Genomic DNA, 19858 nt, shown 5'->3' on the forward strand with positions numbered 1-19858 from the left:
AGGAGCAGCCATCAGCGCAGCCCTTTCAGCGCCTTGAGCAGCGGCGCTTCGCCCGTCGTCACTGTTTCGCGCGCTGCTTCCGTGCGCACGCCGGTGCGCGGCGTCAGCACACGGGTGTTGCTGGCGGCCTGCTCGAGGCGCGAGGCCAGGCGATCCCCGGATTCAATCATGATGCTCAGTTCGTCGCGCAGGGCGCGGGCGCTGCCCAGGGGCTGGTTCAGCGTGTCCTCACCCTCCTTCACCGCCGCCCGCAGTTGTGCGACGCTCAGATCCGCGCGCTCGCAGGCGGCGTTGAGCGCCTTGATGAGCGCCGCCATCTCGGCACGGCCGGAGCGCAGCACATCGAGGCGACGATCAAGGCGTATCCCGACGACGATCGCCGCGATCAACAGCGCGGCGACCAGACCGTCCGCAAGCAGGGTCCAGACCATCACGGGGTGCTCCTTGTCATGGCCGAACTATGCTCGACCGAAATTGCGATATTGTTGCCGGCGCGCTGAGCCGGCCGCTGATCAGCGGAATGTCGGCGCAGCGCAGTTCGACGAGGTTGCGCGTCGTCGCGTTGAACACCAAAGTCTGGCCGACCTGAAAGCGCCGGACCTCGCCCAGTGTCATCATCTGCTCGTCGAGCACGGCGTTCAGCTGGATTTCGGTGCGCCAGAGCTCGTTGGCCAGGTGGGTCTCCCAGATGCTGTCGCGGCCGAACTTCTCGCCCATGAAGCGTTGCAGCAGCAGCTCGCGGATCGGCTCCAGCGTCGCATAGGGGAACAGCAGTTCCAGGCGACCGCCGCGGTCCTCCATGTCGACGCGCAGCTTGATCAGCACGGCGGCGTTGGTCGGGCGCGCGATCGAGGCGAAACGCGGGTTGGTCTCGATGCGGTCGAACTGGAACAGCACCGGCGACAGGGGTTCGAACGCCGCGGCAAGATCCTTCAGGATCACCTCGATCATCCGCTCAACCAGCGTGGTCTCGATGGTGGTGTAGGGCCGGCCCTCGATCCGCATCGCCGCGGTGCCGCGCCGCCCGCCGAGCAGCACGTCCACGATGGAATAGATCAAGCTGGAGTCGACGGTCAGCAGGCCGTGATTGTCCCACTCGACCGCCTTGAAAACCCCATCATCGCCGGCAGCGGCACCGAGTTCAGGTAATCGCCGAAACGCACGGAGGTGATGTTGTCGAGGCTGACTTCGATGTTGTCGGAGGTGAAATTGCGCAGGCTGGTCGTCATCAACCGCACCAGGCGGTCGAATATGACGTCCAGCATCGGCAGGCGCTCATAGGAGACCAGGCTGGAATTGATGATTGCCTGAATGCCCGTGCGGGCGCCTTCATCGGCATCGCCGTCGAAACCAAGCAGGCTGTCGATTTCATCCTGGTCGAGGACGCGGCCGGAGGCGGCGCCCCGAAGCTGTCGTCGCTCGCCATGCGCTCCCATTCGTCGGCGACATCGCCGCCGCCGTTGTCCGCCATGGCGCCCACTCTGCAGCCAGATCTTCGTCTTCAGGCGGCATCATTGGATCAGCATTTCCTTGAACAGCACATCGTCAACCCTGGCCGGTGCCAATGTCACGTTGATACGGCGCAGCAATTCTTCCTTGAGACGGAACAGCCCGGCTGACCCTGAGAGATCCTCGACGCGCAATTCGCGCAGGTATGTCTGGAAGCCGTCGATCACCCGCGGCATCTGCGCTTCTATCTCCTTGGCCTCCTCGGGGTTGGAAACTTCGAGCGAAATCGTCAGTTTCAGGAACGAGGCTCGCGAGCCGGTCGTCCGCAGGTTCACCAGGAATTCGGGCAGATCGACATAGGTGGCAGACCCTCGCCGCCCTCGCCATGCCCGCCGCCCCCGCCATGTCCGCCGCCCTTGCCGGCAGATTTCTTCTTTTGTCGCCATGTCCGTCCCCATGCCCGTCGCCATGTCCGTCATCGGCAGACGCCGTCTCGCCATGGCCGCCCTCTTCGCTGGCGCTCTCCTCGCCGCCCAGGAACATGCTGGCCGCGACGCCGCCAGCAATCAGAACCACCAGCGCCGGCACCACGATCATGACGATGCGCTTGCCGGACCACTTCTTGCGTGGCGGGCCTTCGCCCTCTTCCATGGGCTCTTCAGCAGGTTTGGGCTTCTTGGCCATGACCACTCTTGCCTACGATAAATGGTGCGCCGCAAGCGGGCGTCGTCTTGATGAAAAGTAAGCGCAATCGGTTAACAAGAGCTTGATCGCGTGGCCAAATCTCCGATTGGGGCACTTCTGCCCGGCAATTTCTTCCGCCTGGTCCGCCCTCGATGGCCAACCTCTTGCGAAAAACCCAGTCGAACCGGGGTGCGCGATGGATGGCACGTCTCTTGCTGAGAAGCGTTCGGATCGCCCCGAAACGGGGTCAGACACACAGAACGGTAATCAGGAAGACGTTCAGAATGGAAAACCTGAATTACGTCGCGCTCTCCGCCCAGATGGCTCTACGCCGCCGGATGGATGTGATCGCGAACAACATCGCAAACGCGGATACCGCCGGCTTCAAGGAAGAGGCGCCGATTTTCGCCTCCTACCTGCAGCGGCTGGAAGGCGACAACGTCCGCTCCGCCAATGCCATCAGCTTCGTTCTCGACCGCGGCACCGGCCGCGACTTCTCCACCGGGCAAATCGTGCCGACCGGCAATCCGCTCGACATCGCGCTGTCCGACAACACCTTCCTCAGCGTACGCCTGCCGACCGGTGACACCGCTTACACCCGCAACGGCCACCTGCGCCGCTCCGAGGACGGTTTCCTCGTAACCTCGGCCGGCGAGCGCGTGCTCGACGCCAACGGCAACGACATTCAACTGACCGCCGACGACAATCCGCTGGAAATCGCAAAGGACGGCGCGCTCGCCAATGCAAACGGCCCGCGCGGGCGGTTGCAGCTCGTGCGCTTCGACGACCTCAGCCAGCTGCGCAATCTCGGCGGCAGCCTGCTGGAAGGCCCCGGTGCCCAGCAGATCCCCGCTGGCACCCAGGCTGTGCAGACCGGCGCCTATGAGAGCTCGAACGTGCAGCCGGTCGCCGAACTTGTGAAGATGATCGAGGTCGTGCGCACCTACCAGAGCGCCAACACCATGATCGACAAATATGACGAACTGCGCCGCCGCGCGCTCGATCGTCTCTCCCGCATCCAGTAAGAGGACCTGAACCATGGGCGCACTGAATACCGCCGCGACCGGCATGCTGGCGCAACAGCTCAATGTCGAGGTCATCTCCAACAACATCGCCAACCTGAACACGACTGGCTTCAAGCGCTCGCGCGCCGAATTCCAGGACCTGCTGTACCAGACCGTCGAGCGCGTCGGCTCGCAGACCTCGGGGTCGGACACGCGGCGGGCGAGCGGCATCCAGATCGGCGTCGGCGTGCGCGCCGCCGGCGTGTACCGGATCGGCCAGCAGGGCAGCCTGACCGATACCGGCAACCGGTATGACCTTGCCATCGACGGCCGCGGCTATTTCCAGGTCCAGCTCCCGAGCGGGCAGGACGCCTACACCCGCGCCGGCACCTTCCAGATTTCGGACCAGGGCATCCTGGTCACCGCCGAGGGCTATCAGGTCCAGCCGGGGATCAATATCCCGAACAACGCGGTCGATGTGACGATCAGCGAAACCGGGCTGGTGCAGGTCAAGATCGACGGCCAGACCCAGCCGCAGACCGTGGGCCAGTTGCAGCTCGCCACCTTCTCCAACGACGCGGGACTGGAGGCCATCGGCTCGAACCTGCTGCTGGAAAGCGCGGCATCGGCGCCGCGATCCTCGGGTCGCCGGGCGACCAGGGCTTCGGCCGGGTCCGCCAGGGCTTTCTGGAAGCCTCCAACGTCAACCCGGTCGGCGAGATCACCTCGCTGATCACAGCCCAGCGCGCGTACGACATGAACTCGAAGGTCATTCAGGCCGCCGATGAAATGCTCAACACCGCCAACCAGATCCGGTGATCGCCATGATCCGTCTCGCATTCCTGCTCGGTATCCTCGCCAGCCCCGCACTCGCCGCACCCGCCGGCCCTGCCACCATCGACGGCGTCACGCCGGTCGAGGTGATCCGGCGCGGCGAGATCATCGCCGAGGCGCAGCTCAATCCGCTGCCGATCCCGGTCAACCGCGCCCAGACGGTGCTGCGCATGGGCGATGTCGTCGGCCGTCAGGCCCGGCGCGACCTGGCTCCGGGCCAGCCGATCCGCACCTATGACGTCCAGGCGCCGGAAGCGGTCAAGCGCGGCGAGATCGTCACCATGGTGCTGGCGCACGGCGGCATGATCGTCGCCGCGCAAGGCCGCGCGATGGAGACCGGCAGCATCGGCGACACGATCCGGGTCCAGAACACGGTCTCGCAACGCATCGTCTACGGCGCGATCGCCGAGGACGGCACAATCCTCATCGCCCCGGTCGCCGCGCCGAAACTGCCGGCGCGTCTCACTGCTCTCAACTAGGATATCCTCATGCCGCGCTCGCTTCGCACGCTCAGCCTCGTCAGCCTGCTCGCCCTCGCCGCCTGCGGCGTGCCGGAACGCATCACCAGCATCGGCAAGCCACCGAGCCTTTCCAGTATTGCGCCGGTCGCGCCGGCACGCGAGGCGTCGCTCGGCCGCCCGACGCTTGCGGACGTTACTCCAGGCGACGTCGCCTCGGGTGCGGCATTCGATCCAGTCAAGGGCAACCCACTGGCGGCCGCCAATCCGTCTGCGGCGTCGGCTTACGGTGGCACGTCGCTGTACCGGACCGGCGCGCGCGCCTTCTTCCGCGATCAACGCGCATCGAGCGTCGGCGATATCCTGACCGTCGAGATCGCGATCAACGACCGCGCCGACCTTGGCAACACGACGACCCGTACCCGCGCCAACAGCGAGAACGCAGGACTTGCCAATATTCTCGGCTTCGAGACCAAGCTCGGCAGGTGCTGCCGAACGCCGTCGACCCAAGCAAGCTGATCGACGGCTCCTCCGCCAGCCGGTCGACCGGCACCGGCGAGGTGCAGCGCAGCGAGGCGATCGACCTGACGGTCGCCGCCATCGTGACCGGCGTGCTGCCGAACGGCAATCTGGTCATCCAGGGCCGCCAGGAAGTCCGCGTGAATTTCGAGAAACGCGAGCTGCTGATCGCCGGCATCGTGCGCCCGGAAGACATCACCCGCCAGAACACCGTCAAGCACACCCAGATCGCTGAAGCCCGCATTGCCTATGGCGGCAAGGGCCAGTTGACCGACGTGCAGCAGGCGCGTTACGGCCAGCAGCTCTACGACATCCTCTGGCCGTTCTGATCTGAGGGTTTAGTCCTCGCGGGTCACCTTTTCCATGCGTTCGTGGCGTTCCTGCGCCTCGAGCGTCATGGTGGCGATCGGCCGGGCTTCCAGTCGGCTCAGGGAAATCGGCTCGCCGGTGACCTCGCAGTAGCCGTATTCGCCCTCCTCGATCCGCCGCAGCGCCGCATCGATCTTGGAGACGAGCTTGCGTTGCCGGTCGCGGGTGCGCAATTCGATCGACCAGTCGGTTTCAGACGACGCGCGGTCGTTGATGTCCGGTTCGCGCAGCGGTTCCGCCTGCAGCGTCTCCAGGGTTTCGCGGGCGTCGCGGAGGATTTCCTCCCGCCATGCCCGCAGCTTGCGCCGGAAATACGCCTGCTGGCGCGGGTTCATGAACGGTTCGTCATCGCTGGGGCGGTAATCCGGATCCAGGATGTCCGTGCCATCGTCCAGATTGTTTGCGCCTTGCGCCATCAGCCCGCACTCCCACCGATAAATCCAGAATTCCACTGTTTTTGTGGCGCGTATAGTCGTTTGTTAAAGGGGGCAACTGCGCGCACACCCGCTGGCGCAAAATGCCTGTGAAAGCTCAGGCCGTGATGCCGAGTTTGGCCAGCTCGACCATTGCCCGCAGTTCGATCTGGGCGAGGATGTCGTCGAGCGCGGCATCGCCGCTGCCGCGCCTGCCCCGCGCGTAGGCGAGAAGATGGCTGAGACGTTCGCGCGGGATCGTCCCCATCACCAGACCACGCCGGATCGCCTCAAGCATATCCAGCATGTCATGCCCCTCGCGTGCAGCGCGCTGGCGCTCGCCAAGCGGATCGTCGACGCCTTGCGCGGCCAGCATGGCGCCCAGAACGGCGGTTGGCGCAACCGGCGCCGCCCCGGCGGCGGGGCCGGCATCCGCCGCCGCCTCCGACGTAAGCAGCGCGCCGAACCCGGCGCCGCCACCGGCCTTGGTCCGGCCGCGCTCGGTTTCGACCCGTTGTGGCCGCTGAATGCCGTTAATGAACATTGCCGCAGTCTCGTCGAACAAGGTTGCTGAATTCTAAACGCCGCGCACGCCTCACTTGGCACAGGCTTCGCAATGCAGATACCGACAGCGCGCAAAACGGCGCGCCAACGCCAGAAGGACGCACATGATGTCGAGAGATTCCGCGGGTATTGCGCGTTTAGTGCTCACTGCAGCCGGTCAGATCTGCCGGGCGCTTTTGCCGCCCTGCTGCTGATATTGCCGCAGACCAGTGCCGTGGCGGCCTCCCGGATCAAGGATATCGTCGACTTCGAGAACGTCCGGGAGAACCAGCTGGTCGGCTATGGCCTGGTCGTCGGCCTGAAGGGCACCGGCGATTCGGTGCGCAAGGCGCCGTTCACGGAGGCCTCGCTGAAGGCCATGCTTGAGCGGCTTGGCGTCAACGTCCGCGATGTCAACATCGATCCGGATAACGTAGCGGCAGTCTCGGTGACTGCCACGCTGCCACCCTTCGCGCGCAAGGGCTCGCATATCGATGTGCAGATTTCAGCGATCGGCGACGCGGAAAATCTGCAGGGCGGCACGCTGCTGGTGACGCCGCTGGTCGGCCTGGATGGCGAAGTCTATGCGGTCGCCCAAGGTTCAGTCGCCGTCTCCGGGTTCGAGGCGCGCGGCGCCGGCCAAAGCGTCTCCCGCGGGGTGACGACCGCGGCGCGCATCGCCGGCGGCGGCATCGTCGAGCGTGAAGTCGCCTTCAACTTCAATGGCCAGCAGGGCGTCAAACTGGCGTTGAAGAACCCCGACTTTACAACGGCCCGGCGGATCGCCGCTGCGATCAACGAAGCCAAGGGCGGCGCTATCGCCACCGCGCTTGATCCGACGACCGTTCAGGTCATCCGGCCGGTCGAGGACCAGGCCGGTATGGTCGCGCTGCTCGGGGATATCGAGCAGTTGCCGATCAAGGTCGACCAGCCGGCCCGCGTCGTCGTGGACGAGGCGTCCGGCACCATCGTCATGGGCGCGGACGTAAAGATTTCCGAAGTCGCCATCGCGCAGGGCAACCTGACGATCCGGATCACGGAGACGCCGCAGGTCTCCCAACCCAACGCGCTTTCGCAGACTGGCCAGACCCAGGTTGTGCCGCGCACCTCGATCGATGTCGATGAGGGCAAGGGCAACAAACTCGCCCTGCTGCGCAGTGGTGTCTCCCTGCGCGAGCTGGTGGACGGGCTGAATGCGCTCGGCGTTGGTCCACGCGACCTCATCACCATATTGCTGGCGCTGAAGACCGCCGGCGCGCTGCAAGCCGAAGTGGAGGTGTTCTGATGAACGAACTGTCCGTCGCATTCCTGCGCTCGCCGACGCCCACGGGCTCCGCCGCGCTTAATTCGGATTATTCGGGCCTTGATATCCGCACCAAGCTGAAAAGCGCCGCCCGCGATTTCGAGGGCGTGCTGATCGGCCAGCTCACCAATGTTTTGTTCCAGTCGGCGCCGGTCAGCGAAACCTTCGGCGGCGGCCAGGCAGAGGAAACCTTTCGCAGCCTGCTCGGTGACGAGGTCGGCAAGTCGATCGCGCGACGCGGCGGCATCGGCCTCGCCCCGCAGTGCTCGATCAACTCCTGAAACTGCAGGGCCTGCCGCCAGAGACGACGCCGGCCAGCGTGCGGTCGCCCCTTGTGCAACGCGGAGCCGTCCAATGAGTGCTACCTCAACCCACGCCAAGGAAGTACCCTGACCATGACTCAGCAGCTTCATGCGCTGCTTGCGCTCATCGATCAGATCGTCAGCCTGACCGAACTCGAAGAGCAGCGCCTGGAGTCGGAACGCGCTGGCTCCCTGAATGACCTGATCCGAGAAAAACCAGGCTCGCCGGCGAACTGCAACAGCGCCTCAAACTTGTGCGCGGCGGCGCGCAGCAATTGCGCGACTCGGATACCGCATTGCGAGAGCAGGTCCTGGTGCGCCTTGGTGAACTCCAGCAGCGGATCGTGGAAAACGGCCGCAGCATTCTGCGGCGCAAAAGTCAGCGAAGGCCTGCTGTCCGCCATCGCATCCGAGCAGCAACGCACGCAAATGCCGAGCCCTGTCTACAATGGCCGCGCCGTCGTGACGCCCAATGCGGTCAAGCCACCTGCGGCCTCCATCGCGCTCAACGCCGTGGTGTAATTTTTGGCCGCAAACGCCCCGCGTTTACCCTCTGTTCAGCGCGAAATGAGATTTTTGCGCGCACTGAACTTCACCGTGGCGATGTCGAACCCTCATGGTCACCGAGACTCGATTCCTGTTCTTTTCGAACGATGAGCTTATCGAAGCCCTGGCGCCGGTTTTCAAACACCGGCAGATGAAGGAGCATGTGGGCGAGCCGATCCTGGTGAGCTTTGGCCGAACCAAGGATGGTGCGCTCGCGACTCACCTGACCTATGTCGGCACAGCGTCGCGCCGCACTTTCAGCCAGGATGAGGTCGGCGCCGCACTCATTCTGCTGTGCATACGCAAGGGATTCCGCTGCCGAAGGATGCTCCAAAACGTGTGGAGCTCCGGGATGAGCAGCTCTGCCTGATCGTCGGCGATAACGATTGCTACCCGCAGACAAAGGCCGAAGCGCCTCCGGTTAAAGGCAAGACCATCAACAATGAAGCGCTGGAATCAGCCGACCATGAAACCGCGCTGCTCATGGTCAGCGGCTTGCTGCCGGGATAGATCGCCTTCTACTGGGCCTTGTAGGCAAGCCGCAGGCCGCCCCAGTGACGTCCTTGCACGAAAATCGGGGCTGAGGCGTCTTTCATGGCGACAAAAATACCGCCCATGTCGCGCCGATAGGACTGCAGCAGAAACGGTTTCGTATTCTGCCCTGCGCGCAGGCCCACGCGGTCGTTGAAGATACGGCGGTTGCGCCCGTTGGCGGTGTTCCATATCGGGTCCGCCCCATGCGGCTTGGAAAACTTCAAATTATGCGTCGGCAGATAGCCATTGATATCCACCGCCGCGCAGAAGACGACGCGCTCGTCCACCTCCAGCGCCGGTTCCTGAATCGCCGGCAGCAGCCGGTCGGTCAGCGCCGTGAACTTCGCCATCACCTGTTGCGGATCGGTCCCCGGGATCGGCGTGTAGGTGCGATCAAACAGGTCGGCCTCGCTGATCTCGCCCTCAGCGATTGCGTGCTCGAACAAAGCCGCAATCCGCGCCGCGTCATGCTGTACCTGCTCCACCATTCTCGTGTCGACGGTCTCGATCCCGGCGCGAATCGGGATAGCGATCAGTTCTTCAGCCCGCTCGACGACCGTGCCCACAAGGTCGCTGACGCTGACCAGATTGTCGCTGGAACGCACGAGCGCGGCGGACGTGCCGCTAAGCCCTGTAAGAAACTGCTGGGCATGCTGATCGATTGCGCTGGCCTCGCCTTGAATGGCGATGGTCATATCGTTGATCTGCGCCATAACCGTACGCGTCCGCTGCATGACGTCGCCAAGCGCGCCCGCTTCCCGGCGGGCGGAGACCGCCTTGTCGAGCCCCTCTTCGGCACGGGAAAGAATGCCGCCCGCTGCTTCGTAGAGCCCGGCGATCGTCGTCTGAATCTGGTCCGTCGCATCGCTGGTCGAGGCGCTCAGCGCCTTCACCTCGCCGGCGACAACAGCAAAACCGCGCCCGGCCTCGCCCGCGCGCGCCGCCTCGATCGTGGCGTTCAACGCGAGCAGGCGCGTCTGAGCCGCGATGACGGCAATGGACGAGGCCACGCTGTCTATCTGTTTGAGTGCATCGCTGAGCAAGGCGGCATCCGCACGCACGCCCTCCACGACCTCGGCCAAGCCGCGCATGGTGTGGTCTGCGCGCTCCAGGGTGGCGATTGACCCTTCGGCTTCGCATCTGGCGGTCGACGTCAGGGCCGCGGCGTCAGCCGCCGCCTGCCGAACCGCGCCGATACCGCGCGTGACCTCAGCCGCCTGGCCCTGCATGGTTTGCAGGCTGGAGACCTCTTCCCTATCCGCTGCGAAAGATCACCGACACCGCCCGCGATATCGCCAATGGCCGTCGCGACGACACCGGCGGTCTCAGCGACCTCAGCAACCGCAGAATGTAGAATGCCCTCTGGCGTAATTCGATGATGCGAAGAGTCCATTGCTTATCCCCACAAAGCGATCACTCTGCGTTATGTCTGGACGCGCAACCTCGCACACACAATTTATTTCTACGTTAAATTGGGATGTTCGACCAATGTCTTTTCGCTACTCAGCGGCGAGCATTCCCGTCTCCACGGCCTGCTCCACGACGGTGTCGCGTCGTGCCTGCAACCGCTTGTCAAACGAGTCCCAGACCTCGTTCCAATTCCCCTGGTCGCCGCCTTGGAATATTCGGTCGCGCGCGTCTCGAAGAAGTTGGCGTGCTCCACGCCGTTCAGCAGCGGCTGCAGCCAGGGCAGTGGGTGTTGATCGATCAGGTACAACGGCTTGAGGCCCAACTGCTTCAACCGCCAATCGGCAATGAAGCGAATGTACTTCTTGATCTCGGTCGGCGTCATGCCCGGCACCGGGCCCATCTCGAACGCTAGGTCGATGAACGCATCCTCAAGGCGCACGACGCGCTGGCAGCAATCGGCAATCTCGTCCTTGAGCGCCGGGGTCAGGCAGTCGGCCTCAGCGCAAAAGGCATGGAACAGCTTGATGATGCCCTCGCAGTGCAGGCTCTCGTCGCGCACGCTCCAGGAGACGATCTGCCCCATGCCCTTCATCTTGTTGAAGCGCGGGAAGTTCATCAGCATCGCGAAGCTCGCGAACAACTGCAGCCCTTCGGTGAAGCCGCCAAACATGGCGAGCGTGCGGGCGATATCGGTCGGCGTGTCGACGCCGAACTGGCCCATATAGTCGTGTTTGTCCTTCATTTCCTTGTAGGACATGAAGGCGGCGTATTCCGTCTCCGGCATGCCGATGGTGTCGAGCAGGTGGCTGTAGGCGGCAATGTGCACCGTCTCCATGTTGGAGAAGGCCGCCAGCATCATCTTGATTTCAGTTGGCCTGAACACCCGGCCATACTTTTCGTGGTAGCAATCCTGCACCTCGACGTCGGCCTGGGTGAAGAAGCGGAAAATCTGGGTCAGCAGATTGCGCTCGGTCGGGGTGAGTTTTGCGCCCAGTCGCGGCAGTCCTCACCGAGCGGAACCTCCTCAGGCATCCAGTGGATCTGCTGCTGGCGCTTCCAGAATTCGAACGCCCACGGGTATTCGAACGGCTTGTAGGTCTTCGAGGCTTCAAGCAAAGGCATGGTGTCTACTCCTGGCCAGATATTGGCACGTCTTCAACATAGAGTTTGTGACTGATTCCGAAGACGGCAATTGGGCAGCCGCCGCCGGAGCCACCCCGAATGCGTGGCAGCAGCTTACCCATATGGGTGGTAGAATTTCCATAGCTGCTGCCTTTGCCAAGTGCATTGAAAACATTTTGCAATTCGGAACAACGTGTAATTATAATCCCGACATCAATAACCTGTAAATCAAACAAGAGGCGAAAATTATTCAAGTCCCTATCATAGAATGGATCTTTATTATTCCACTCCAGCTCAAGTGCCACTCTACCTTTAAAGCAATCTACTTTGTGTGTCGGGGATTCTCTGGATACGCCGTCAACAACTATAGTCGTTGCGAATTGACGCTCTTGCCATCCCGCTTCTTTTAAAGGTTTTTCTAACCTTTCTACAATCGTTGAGCGGTTGCCCCAGCTTCTACGATCTCGCTTCTCAAGAGACGGAAAGACCGTAGGGCATACTGAATTTCGGTCCATTCGTTGGGACATGCCGTACTTAATACACCAATAGCATTTCTCCACTCATGTACCTCATAGAGATTCGCAATATCTTCTGGAACAAGATGGTAAGTGCTCATATCATTTAGCGACAACTTGCTGCGATGCCGAATTGTGCGAATAAGTATCCCAAGTCGGCCGATAGCCTTCATCAGCTTGGTTACCCCAGGAAACCCAGTTTTTCCTGACACCACGGGCAAATAACTCAAGATATGGACCCGGGCTACAAGACTCTATCAAATCATATTGCTCATCTGGTTTGCGACTGTGCTCGCGCTTGCGTGTCCCAATATAATTTACCTGGGTTCTTCCCGCCTCAAGGGTGCGGGCATTTTGCCGCGAACACCAAAGAGCAGTAATTCAGTTACATTCCTAAAGTAAAACCAACACCCCTTCCGTCAGATCCACCATCTTTGCGGATCTTATGCCACACGATATTTGATTTATATTGAAATCCCCAAGCGCTCATCAATTCCAAACCGTTTGGCAAAAGGGCATTCGGCACCCAAAGGTAAAGATGCGCGGTATCTGCCGCGAGTCCTTCCACAGGCAGCAAAGCTAACTCACTCATCGTCAGGGTTGAGTACCGAGAAAGTCTGCGATGCTCTGGCGCCATTTTTCCGGTGCGGTTTTGAAACTGCCACGGCGGATCCGCAAGCAAAGAAGCGAAGCGTCGCCCACGCGCGAATTTCGCCAAGTCTAACGCAGAATCGAACGACACGTCGTAAATCCTACTGGCAGGCCAGGCATTCGTCGTAATCCTTCTGGATCACTTCGATCTGCCGTAGCTCCGGCGTGTTGTCCGCCTCGACGCCGCCGGCGAAGCTGGCGCGCTGGATGGATTTGGAGCGCAGGTAATAGAGCGACTTGATGCCCAGTTCCCAGGCGCGGAAGTGGAGCATCAGCAGGTCCCACTTTTCGACATCGGCCGGAATGAACAGGTTCAGCGACTGCGCCTGGCAGATGTACGGCGTGCGATCAGCCGACAGTTCCAGCAGCCAGCGCTGGTCGATCTCGAACGCGGTGCGATAGGTCGCCTTTTCGTCCGCGGTCAGGAAATCCAGGTGCTGGACCGACCCGCCCTGCTCCAGAATGGAGTTCCAGACGGCATCCGAGTTCTTCGCCTTCTCGATCAGCAGTTTCTCGAGATACGGGTTGCGCACCACGAAGGAGCCGGACAGCGTCTTGTGGGTATAGATGTTGGCCGGGATCGGCTCGATGCAGGCCGAGGTGCCGCCGCAGATGATCGAGATCGACGCGGTCGGCGCGATCGCCAGCTTGTGACTGAACCGCTCCATGGCGCCGACATCCGCTGCGTCCGGGCACGGTCCGCGCTCGATCGCCAGCGCCATCGAGGCCGCGTCCACCCGCTCCTTGATGTGCCGGAAGACTTTGAGGTTCCAGGCCTTGGCCATCGCCGACTCGAACGGCAGGCCATGTTTCTGGAAGAAGCTGTGCAGGCCCATCACGCCGAGCCCGACTGAACGCTCGCGCTGGGCGGCGTATTTCGCGCGACGCATGCTGTCCGGCGCCGCTGGATGAAATCCTCCAGCACATTGTCGAGGAAACGCATCACATCCTCGATGAAACGCTCATCGCCGGCCCATTGCTCCCAGGTCTCGATATTGAGCGAGGACAGGCAGCAGACCGCCGTGCGCGCATTGCCGAGGTGATCGACGCCGGTGGTGAGCGTGATCTCCGAGCACAGGTTCGAGGTAGTGACCTTGAGGCCGAGCTCGCGCTGGTGCGCGGCCATCGCCTTGTTCACGGCGTCAGCGAAAATGATGTAGGGTTCACCCGTCGCCAGCCGGGTTTCAACGATCTTCTGGAACAGCGCGCGCGCATCGACCTCGCTGCGCTTTTCGCCGGAGCGCGGGCTGACGAGATCGAAGCTCTTGCCGTCGCGCACCGCTTCCATGAAGGCGTCCGTGATCAAGACGCCGTGATGCAGATTGAGCGCCTTGCGGTTGAAGTCGCCAGACGGCTTGCGGATTTCCAGGAACTCTTCGATCTCGGGGTGATTAACGTCGAGGTAGACCGCCGCCGAGCCGCGGCGCAGCGACCTGCGAGATCGCCAGGGTCAGCGAGTCCATTACGCGCACGAACGGGATGATGCCGCTGGTTTTGCCGTTCATGCCGACCGGCTCGCCGATGCCGCGCACATGCCCCAGTAGGTGCCGATGCCGCCGCCGCGCGCCAGCCAGACATTTTCGTTCCAGGTCTCGACGATGCCATCCAGGCTATCCTCGACCGCATTCAGATAGCAGGAGATCGGCAGGCCGCGCCCGGTTCCGCCATTCGAGAGCACGGGCGTCGCCGGCATGAACCAAAGCCTGGAGATATAGTCGTACAGCCGCTGGGCGTGCTCGGCGTCGTCCGCATAGGCGCTGGCGACGCGGGCGAACAGATGCTGGAACGATTCGCCCGGCATCAGATAGCGGTCACGCAGGGTTTCCTTGCCGAACTCGGTCAGCAAGGCATCACGCTGCTCGTCGATGTTTACTGGAAACCGCCATTGGAGATGCGTTTCACCGCGCGTCTGCGGCTGCATCGCGTCCGCGAGCCGCTCAGGCATGCTGCCAGCCGCCCCGCCCATGTCGCCATGCGCACCCTGCCCGTCGAAATTCATGCTCCTCGCCTCCACAGGTGCTCGCATGATATGGCGAGCAATAAATTTCATCACTACACCGGTCTGCAATTTCCCGGCAGCCTAATCGGCGCTTTCCCCATTATCCACCGGACTCACAGCCGGAACGTCGTTACGAGACGCCCTGAAACCCAGCCAGCGCCACAACAGGTAGATTGAACCTCAGCGTTAGACACAAAGTATAGTGCTTAACTCTGCCTATTCTGGCAAGCCCGTTTTGATGGAGACGGACAGTCTGTCTCATGCGGATCACACCGCATTTGCGATTGTGCGGCGCACAATAATTGTGTGGAGATTAAGTATATCACTTTAGCGGATCGCAACAGGACAGCCTTAATGCGGCGCAATGCCGCGGCGCTCCCAGCCGGGCAAATGATGGAGAAACCTATGAAGACCTCGATTTTGCCGCGTTCGCGATCGCCTTTGCCGCCCAGACCGCTTCGGCCCAGCCGGAAACTTTTGAAGCCGTGTCGAAAAAGACCGTCAACGGCGAAACCCACATCAAGGCCGTGAACGGCGACCGCACTGCAAACGTCCGCGTCTCCGCCGACGGCAACATCAGCGGCACCATCGACGGCAAGCCGGTAAAGGTGTTCCTGGTCGGCGAGCTGGCCAAGGCACCAGCGCAAGAGCTGGCCAAAGTGCAGGCGCAAGAGCCAGCCAAGGCGGCTCCGGCCCTGAACAACCAGTTCCGCGCCGTGTCGGAGACGGTTGTCAACGGCGAAACCCTGATCAAGGCGGTTCGCCTTGACGGCAAGCAAACTGCCAACCTGCGCATCACCAAGGCTGGCCTGATCACCGCCGAGGTCGAAGGCCGCCCGGTGAAAGCGGTTCTGAAGACCAACTAATCATCGGCAGACTACTGCCGTCTTGCGACCGCCGGCCCCGCCTTTCGGGTGCCGGCGGTTTTCGTATGGCCGTGCGGATCGGGCTGTCGGCAGCCGTCCGGTTGCCTATTGAGCACGCCTCGCTTATCTGGCTCGAACTTAAGCCGTATTGTTGAGGGTCCCATGGTTCGCTTCGCACTTCTCGCCGCCTTGTCGTTAACGTTTCCGGCAGGCGCGCAAGCCGCCGAGCGCAAACTGGATTTGAGCAACATACGCGGGCTGATTCTGGCCGCCGGCGTAACGGCGGAAATCTCAAGCACCAAAGGGCCGGCCGAGGCAAAACTGTCGGGCGACCCGACCGCAATCGAACAGTTCGCGCTGGAAGCCGATGAAGCCGTCTACACCCTGCGCTACACTGGGCAGGTGCCTCTTTCCGCTGAAGAGATGGCGAAGGTGACGCTGAGCGTGAAGACCCCTTACCTCGGCTACTTCTCCAATGCGCGCGGCGGTGTCGTGACCTTCCGTGATTTCGCCACCAAAGGCTTGCTGCTTGAACAGGGCTACAGCGGCTTCACCGACTTCCAGGGCGAGCAGTTCGGCGGCAGCGTAACACTGTCCGGGACGTGCGAGGCCGTGAACGTCGGCTTTCGTGGACCCGGCCGCATCGACGCCCGCGACTTCAAGTGCAAGACCGTCTGGATCGGCGCCGAAGGCGACGGCCACCTCGACGTCTATGCGTCCGAGGCTTTCAAATCCCAGCTGGCCGGGAGCGTCACCGTCGCCGTTGCCGGCGATCCCAAATACTGCCTGGCGCGCACAGCCGGCGCGAGTTCCGCGCGCTGCGGCGACCGGGTTGCCGAAACCTTCACCGACGAATAATCAGCCGCCAAGCGCGATGCTCAGCGTCTGCCGGGCGTGCCGGAAGGTCGAGTCCGTGCTCGCCAGGAGGTCGTAGCGCGGGAGCAGCTCCTCAACGAGGCGCGCGCGCCACAGCACCCGCAGATTCTGGACGATCGAGAGCATGACGTCCGGACGCCGCAACTGCGCGAGACCATTGGTCTTGCACAGAATGTCGAGCATGCCGTCCATCGCGCCCAGGAATCGCAGCCGGTCCGTCTCGCTCATGCCGAACCCTTCGGGCGCACCGGCGAGCTGATCGATGAGCGTGACCCGCACGCGATCGGTGAGTAGCGCCGCCGACCCCGCAAGGCATGGAAAGGCTGGCCGAACGGCGAGAAGCGCGCCATCGTCTGCAGCGCCTGGGCACGGATATAGGCTGGCAGCGCCCGGAACGGCCCATCGACCCAGAAGCGCAGGCGCTCCGTCAACTGGCTGAACGCGATGCCCTTGTAGAAAATCGTCCATACCGATTTTCAACCCGTTGAGCATCAGCGGCACGCTGTCGTCGGCGGACATCAGGATGCAGGGAAACGCCTTGAGGTTCTTGTCGCCCAGTTTTTCAACCAGAGTCAGCCCTGAGAAATCCGGCAGGTTGAGGTCGGTGAGCAGCAGCGACGGCGGCTCGCCCTCGATTTCCTCCAGGGCCTGCCCGGCGGTTCCCGCGATGCGGGCGCGAAAGCCCATGGCCTGTACCGCGCGCGCGTAGAGCTTCGCCACGAGGAATTCATCGTCGACCAACAGGACGCTGGGCGTATCCGGCGTCGGGCCATCCCCTGTCATCCGCCGCCCGCAATGCCGCTGAGGGCGGCCAGCCCCAGGAACGCTGCAAAGCCCATGACGTCGGTGGTCACCGTCACGAACACGGTCGAGGCGACCGCTGGATCGATGCGCAGCCGGTCCAGGGTCAGCGGGTAGAGCACGCCGACCAGCCCCGCGAGCAGGATATTGCTCATCATCGCAACCCCGAACACCAGCCCCAGCATGGGTTGTGGAAATAGAGCGCGGTCGCGCCGCCAGCGAGCACCGCCAGCGCAGAGCCGTTCCAGAACGCCACCTGCACCTCTTTCCAGACGATGCGCGCCGCGTTGGCGGCGCTCAACTGGTTGAGCGCCAGCGCACGCACCGCGACCGTCATGGTCTGGGTGCCGGCGTTGCCGCCGAGCGCCGAGACGATGGGCATCAGGATCGCCAGCGCCACCAGGTGGGCGATGGTGTCGGCGAAGGCTCCGATCACGATTGAGGACAGCACGGCCGTACACAGGTTGATGACCAGCCAGCGCATGCGGCTGCGCACGGCGTCCCGCACCGGCTCGTTGATGTCGGCGTCGCCGGCGCCGGCCAGGCGCATGATGTCTTCCTGCGCTTCCTCGGCAATGATGTGCAGAACGTCGTCGACCGTGATCACGCCCACCAGCCGGCCGCTGGCGTCGATGACCGGCGCGGAGATCAGCGCGTATTTCTGGAAGCGCAGCGCCACGTCTTCCCGGTCCATGGCCGCCGGGATCAAGGTCTGCTCGCGCTGCATCACGTCGCTGACCAGCACGGAGCGGATGGTGCGCAGCATCCAGGAGAGCCGGATCGTGCCAATCGGCCGATGCTGGGGATCGACGACGAAGATCTCCCAGAAGTCGGTCGCCAGGTCGGGGTCCTCGCGCAGGCTGTCGATCACCTGGCCGACGGTCCAGTATTCCGGCACCGTCACCACGTCGCGCTGCATGATCCGCCCGGCGGAATCGTCCGGGTAGGTCAGCGCATCCTCGATCGCCACGCGCTCTTCCGGCGCGATGGCCTTCAGCACCTCCTGTTGGTCCTCGGCGTCGAGGTCCTGAAGGATGGCGACAGCGTCGTCCGTCTCCAGGTCGGTCACGACATCGGCCAGATCGGCCGGAGTCAGCAGCCGCAGGACTTCCTCGCGCACCCAATCGTTGAGCTCGGCGATCACGTCGCCGTCGAGCTTGGCGCCGAGCGCACCTATGAGGGCGTCCCGATCCGCCGCATCGACGACCTCGATCAGGTCCGCGATGTCGGCCGGGTGCAACTGCTCGACCAGGGTCTGAACCGAATCCGTATCGTCGCTGTGCAGCGCCGCAAGCACGTCCGCCACGAAGGCGCGCCGCAGCCGCCCCGACTCCAGCACTTCCTCGCTGGTCGGGCCTTCGGTATCCGGGCTGGGAGGGGCGTGCTCGCTCATGATCAGCGGTTATAACTGCTTATCGGAGCGATAAAAGCCGTGATCGTGCATGCGCCGATAGCGGGTTTACCGCCCTGCCCCGCGATAGTCACACCGCAAGCGAAAGTCACACCCGCAGCGAAAGTCACAAAAGTCACGGCGAGACGGGTGTGTGACCTTTGCGGCGCATGCTACCCGGCTGGTGAAAACGACGGGGCAAAGGGCAGCAGGCACGGCAAATCACCTTATTGGTTTGTTGCGCTCGCCACTGTACGCCGTTACCGTCATGTAGGACAGAGGCTTCGCGGGGCCGCGGCAAGCTGGGCGCTGCTGTAAAATCAATGCGATGCGCCACCGATACCCTGCTGTACGCAGCTCGTGGATCGCATACGGCTTCGGCACCGGAGGGGTGCGCCTGGCTTCAGAGAAGAAACTGCCCTTTGGAGACGATATGAACGTTCTGATTGTCCATGCGCATCCCGAGCCGAAAAGCTTCAACACCGCCATGACGCAGCGCGCCGTGGCGACGCTGCGCGCCGCCGGCCACGACCCGGTCGTCTCCGACCTCTACGCCATGGGATTCGACCCGATCTCTGACCGGCGCAATTTTACGACCGCGGCGGACAAGGTGATTCTGAATATTCAGAACGAAGAACTCTTCGCCGTTCAGCACAGCGGCTTCACCCCGCTTTTGAAGGCGGAGATGGACAAGCTCGTCGCATGCGACCTGCTGATCTTTCAGTTTCCGATCTGGTGGCTGAGCTTGCCCGCGATCCTGAAAGGCTGGGTGGACCGGGTGTTCGCCTGTGGCGTGGCCTATGGCGGCGGCCGTTATTTCGACGGTGGCGCGATGCGCGGCAGGCGGGCCATGTGCGCCCTCACGCTCGGCGGCGGGCAGCAGGTCTATTCCGATCAGGGTTTTACGCCGGGCTTGAGGCGGTTCTGTTCCCCATCCACCATGGCGTTTTCGGCTTTGCCGGCTTCGACGTCATCGAACCTTTCGCCGTCTACGGCCCCTCACGGATGAGCGACGCGGAACGCGCCGACGCTCTGGATCGCTACGCCGAGCGCCTGCTGGGCCTGGACCGCGCACGGATTCTTCCAATGCCGAAAACCGCCGAATACAAAAACGGCGTACGCATAATGGCCGGCTCCGAATAGGCGGGTGCCGGAACAGCAGCCGCGAAGCGCTGCTCTACCCCCGAAAATCGGACCGTGACGGAAGCTACGATCTGACATCTGCTGGTCTCCAAGAGCGAGGAGAGCAGGACATTGACCTGCCCGCGCA

Annotated in this window: 24 protein-coding genes and 5 pseudogenes; 15 read left to right on the forward strand and 14 right to left on the reverse strand. The window is 62.8% G+C overall.

From position 1 onward, the window contains the following. Positions 1–11: 11 nt before the first annotated feature. The 4 genes from E6W36_RS15450 to E6W36_RS15465 form a co-directional block, all read right to left on the reverse strand. A complete protein-coding gene (locus E6W36_RS15450; protein WP_246048363.1) occupies positions 12–431 on the reverse strand; it encodes a DUF6468 domain-containing protein in 420 nt (139 codons plus the stop codon). A gap of 16 nt (positions 432–447) precedes the next feature. Next, entirely contained in the window at positions 448–1059 is a 612-nt protein-coding gene (locus E6W36_RS21060) for a FliM/FliN family flagellar motor switch protein (protein ID WP_222873167.1), read from the reverse strand. Between the two features lie 14 nt (positions 1060–1073). After that, entirely contained in the window at positions 1074–1436 is a 363-nt protein-coding gene (locus E6W36_RS21065) for a flagellar motor switch protein FliM (RefSeq protein WP_222873168.1), read from the reverse strand. A 75-nt stretch (positions 1437–1511) separates the two neighbouring features. Then, complete coding sequence (locus E6W36_RS15465) at positions 1512–1928, reverse strand: flagellar basal body-associated FliL family protein (protein WP_222873169.1); 417 nt, start codon at positions 1926–1928, stop codon at positions 1512–1514. 62 nt (positions 1929–1990) lie between these two features. Between E6W36_RS15465 and E6W36_RS15470 the strand changes: the two genes are divergently transcribed. The 6 genes and pseudogenes from E6W36_RS15470 (at position 1991) to E6W36_RS22425 (ending at position 5277) form a co-directional block, all read left to right on the forward strand. Next, positions 1991–2194, forward strand: a complete 204-nt coding sequence (locus E6W36_RS15470; RefSeq protein ID WP_222873170.1) for a hypothetical protein — start codon at positions 1991–1993, stop codon at positions 2192–2194. Positions 2195–2417: 223 nt separating this feature from the next. Beyond that, positions 2418–3158, forward strand: a complete 741-nt coding sequence (gene flgF / locus E6W36_RS15475) for a flagellar basal-body rod protein FlgF (protein ID WP_222873171.1) — start codon at positions 2418–2420, stop codon at positions 3156–3158. Positions 3159–3171: 13 nt separating this feature from the next. Further along, a pseudogene (flgG, locus tag E6W36_RS15480) lies at positions 3172–3956 on the forward strand (flagellar basal-body rod protein FlgG). Between the two features lie 5 nt (positions 3957–3961). Continuing rightward, positions 3962–4450, forward strand: a complete 489-nt coding sequence (gene flgA / locus E6W36_RS15485; RefSeq protein WP_222873172.1) for a flagellar basal body P-ring formation chaperone FlgA — start codon at positions 3962–3964, stop codon at positions 4448–4450. Positions 4451–4459: 9 nt separating this feature from the next. Beyond that, entirely contained in the window at positions 4460–4948 is a 489-nt protein-coding gene (locus E6W36_RS22420; RefSeq protein ID WP_342776699.1) for a flagellar basal body L-ring protein FlgH, read from the forward strand. Next, positions 4915–5277, forward strand: a complete 363-nt coding sequence (locus E6W36_RS22425) for a flagellar basal body L-ring protein FlgH (protein ID WP_342776700.1) — start codon at positions 4915–4917, stop codon at positions 5275–5277. The genes E6W36_RS22420 and E6W36_RS22425 overlap by 34 nt, the downstream gene beginning before the upstream one ends. Positions 5278–5286: 9 nt before the next feature. Here the strand turns inward: E6W36_RS22425 and dksA are convergent, their stop codons facing one another. Together dksA and E6W36_RS15500 are read right to left on the reverse strand one after the other, a co-directional pair. Beyond that, the gene (gene dksA / locus E6W36_RS15495) at positions 5287–5733 is read right to left on the reverse strand and encodes an RNA polymerase-binding protein DksA (protein WP_222873173.1); all 447 of its coding nucleotides are present in this window, start codon (positions 5731–5733) and stop codon (positions 5287–5289) included. A 115-nt stretch (positions 5734–5848) separates the two neighbouring features. Continuing rightward, on the reverse strand, positions 5849–6274 hold the full coding sequence (locus tag E6W36_RS15500) for a flagellar assembly protein FliX (RefSeq protein WP_222873174.1): 426 nt from the start codon (positions 6272–6274) through the stop codon (positions 5849–5851). A gap of 216 nt (positions 6275–6490) precedes the next feature. Between E6W36_RS15500 and E6W36_RS15505 the strand changes: the two genes are divergently transcribed. The 5 genes from E6W36_RS15505 to E6W36_RS15525 all read left to right on the forward strand — a co-directional run bounded on the left by E6W36_RS15505 (position 6491) and on the right by E6W36_RS15525 (position 8934). Continuing rightward, positions 6491–7558, forward strand: a complete 1068-nt coding sequence (locus tag E6W36_RS15505; RefSeq protein ID WP_246047805.1) for a flagellar basal body P-ring protein FlgI — start codon at positions 6491–6493, stop codon at positions 7556–7558. Further along, positions 7558–7857 (forward strand): rod-binding protein, encoded by a 300-nt coding sequence (locus E6W36_RS15510; protein WP_222873176.1) that lies wholly within the window; start codon positions 7558–7560, stop codon positions 7855–7857. Before E6W36_RS15505 ends, E6W36_RS15510 begins: the two co-directional genes overlap by 1 nt. Positions 7858–7908: 51 nt before the next feature. Further along, the gene (locus E6W36_RS15515; protein ID WP_222873177.1) at positions 7909–8400 is read left to right on the forward strand and encodes a hypothetical protein; all 492 of its coding nucleotides are present in this window, start codon (positions 7909–7911) and stop codon (positions 8398–8400) included. Between the two features lie 94 nt (positions 8401–8494). Beyond that, positions 8495–8794, forward strand: a complete 300-nt coding sequence (locus E6W36_RS15520; protein ID WP_222873178.1) for a hypothetical protein — start codon at positions 8495–8497, stop codon at positions 8792–8794. After that, a complete protein-coding gene (locus tag E6W36_RS15525) occupies positions 8764–8934 on the forward strand; it encodes a hypothetical protein (protein WP_222873179.1) in 171 nt (56 codons plus the stop codon). Before E6W36_RS15520 ends, E6W36_RS15525 begins: the two co-directional genes overlap by 31 nt. A gap of 8 nt (positions 8935–8942) precedes the next feature. Here E6W36_RS15525 and E6W36_RS15530 read toward each other — a convergent pair whose 3' ends face one another. The 6 genes and pseudogenes from E6W36_RS15530 to E6W36_RS15550 form a co-directional block, all read right to left on the reverse strand. Further along, positions 8943–10187, reverse strand: coding sequence for a methyl-accepting chemotaxis protein (locus tag E6W36_RS15530; RefSeq protein WP_222873180.1), 1245 nt, complete (start codon positions 10185–10187; stop codon positions 8943–8945). A 270-nt stretch (positions 10188–10457) separates the two neighbouring features. Then, positions 10458–11490: pseudogene (locus tag E6W36_RS15535) on the reverse strand (ribonucleotide-diphosphate reductase subunit beta). 5 nt (positions 11491–11495) lie between these two features. After that, positions 11496–12178, reverse strand: a pseudogene (locus E6W36_RS15540) (BglII/BstYI family type II restriction endonuclease). Continuing rightward, positions 12108–12386 (reverse strand): MT-A70 family methyltransferase, encoded by a 279-nt coding sequence (locus tag E6W36_RS21070; RefSeq protein ID WP_342776898.1) that lies wholly within the window; start codon positions 12384–12386, stop codon positions 12108–12110. The pseudogene E6W36_RS15540 and the gene E6W36_RS21070 overlap by 71 nt, the downstream one beginning before the upstream one ends. A gap of 4 nt (positions 12387–12390) precedes the next feature. Beyond that, positions 12391–12723 (reverse strand): MT-A70 family methyltransferase, encoded by a 333-nt coding sequence (locus E6W36_RS21075; RefSeq protein ID WP_281277366.1) that lies wholly within the window; start codon positions 12721–12723, stop codon positions 12391–12393. Between the two features lie 34 nt (positions 12724–12757). Beyond that, positions 12758–14577: pseudogene (locus tag E6W36_RS15550) on the reverse strand (ribonucleoside-diphosphate reductase subunit alpha). Between the two features lie 563 nt (positions 14578–15140). Here E6W36_RS15550 and E6W36_RS15555 point away from each other — a divergent pair. Both E6W36_RS15555 and E6W36_RS15560 read left to right on the forward strand, forming a co-directional pair. After that, the gene (locus E6W36_RS15555) at positions 15141–15521 is read left to right on the forward strand and encodes a hypothetical protein (RefSeq protein ID WP_222873182.1); all 381 of its coding nucleotides are present in this window, start codon (positions 15141–15143) and stop codon (positions 15519–15521) included. A gap of 48 nt (positions 15522–15569) precedes the next feature. Then, complete coding sequence (locus E6W36_RS15560) at positions 15570–16379, forward strand: GIN domain-containing protein (RefSeq protein WP_222873183.1); 810 nt, start codon at positions 15570–15572, stop codon at positions 16377–16379. Here E6W36_RS15560 and E6W36_RS15565 read toward each other — a convergent pair whose 3' ends face one another. Together E6W36_RS15565 and mgtE are read right to left on the reverse strand one after the other, a co-directional pair. Further along, positions 16380–17180, reverse strand: a complete 801-nt coding sequence (locus E6W36_RS15565; RefSeq protein WP_222873184.1) for a response regulator — start codon at positions 17178–17180, stop codon at positions 16380–16382. It abuts the gene before it with no gap. Continuing rightward, positions 17177–18591, reverse strand: a pseudogene (gene mgtE / locus E6W36_RS15570) (magnesium transporter). The gene E6W36_RS15565 and the pseudogene mgtE overlap by 4 nt, the downstream one beginning before the upstream one ends. A 325-nt stretch (positions 18592–18916) precedes the next feature. On the opposite strand from mgtE, the gene E6W36_RS15575 reads away from it, so the two are divergent. Together E6W36_RS15575 and E6W36_RS15580 are read left to right on the forward strand one after the other, a co-directional pair. After that, on the forward strand, positions 18917–19597 hold the full coding sequence (locus tag E6W36_RS15575) for an NAD(P)H-dependent oxidoreductase (RefSeq protein WP_222873185.1): 681 nt from the start codon (positions 18917–18919) through the stop codon (positions 19595–19597). Beyond that, positions 19594–19731 carry a hypothetical protein gene (locus E6W36_RS15580; RefSeq protein WP_222874546.1) on the forward strand — a complete coding sequence of 46 codons (138 nt, stop codon included), beginning with the start codon at positions 19594–19596 and terminating at the stop codon, positions 19729–19731. The genes E6W36_RS15575 and E6W36_RS15580 overlap by 4 nt, the downstream gene beginning before the upstream one ends. Positions 19732–19858 lie beyond the last annotated feature (127 nt).

Origin of the sequence: Hankyongella ginsenosidimutans (assembly GCF_005144965.1) — a bacterium.
Lineage (GTDB): Bacteria > Pseudomonadota > Alphaproteobacteria > Sphingomonadales > Sphingomonadaceae > Hankyongella > Hankyongella ginsenosidimutans.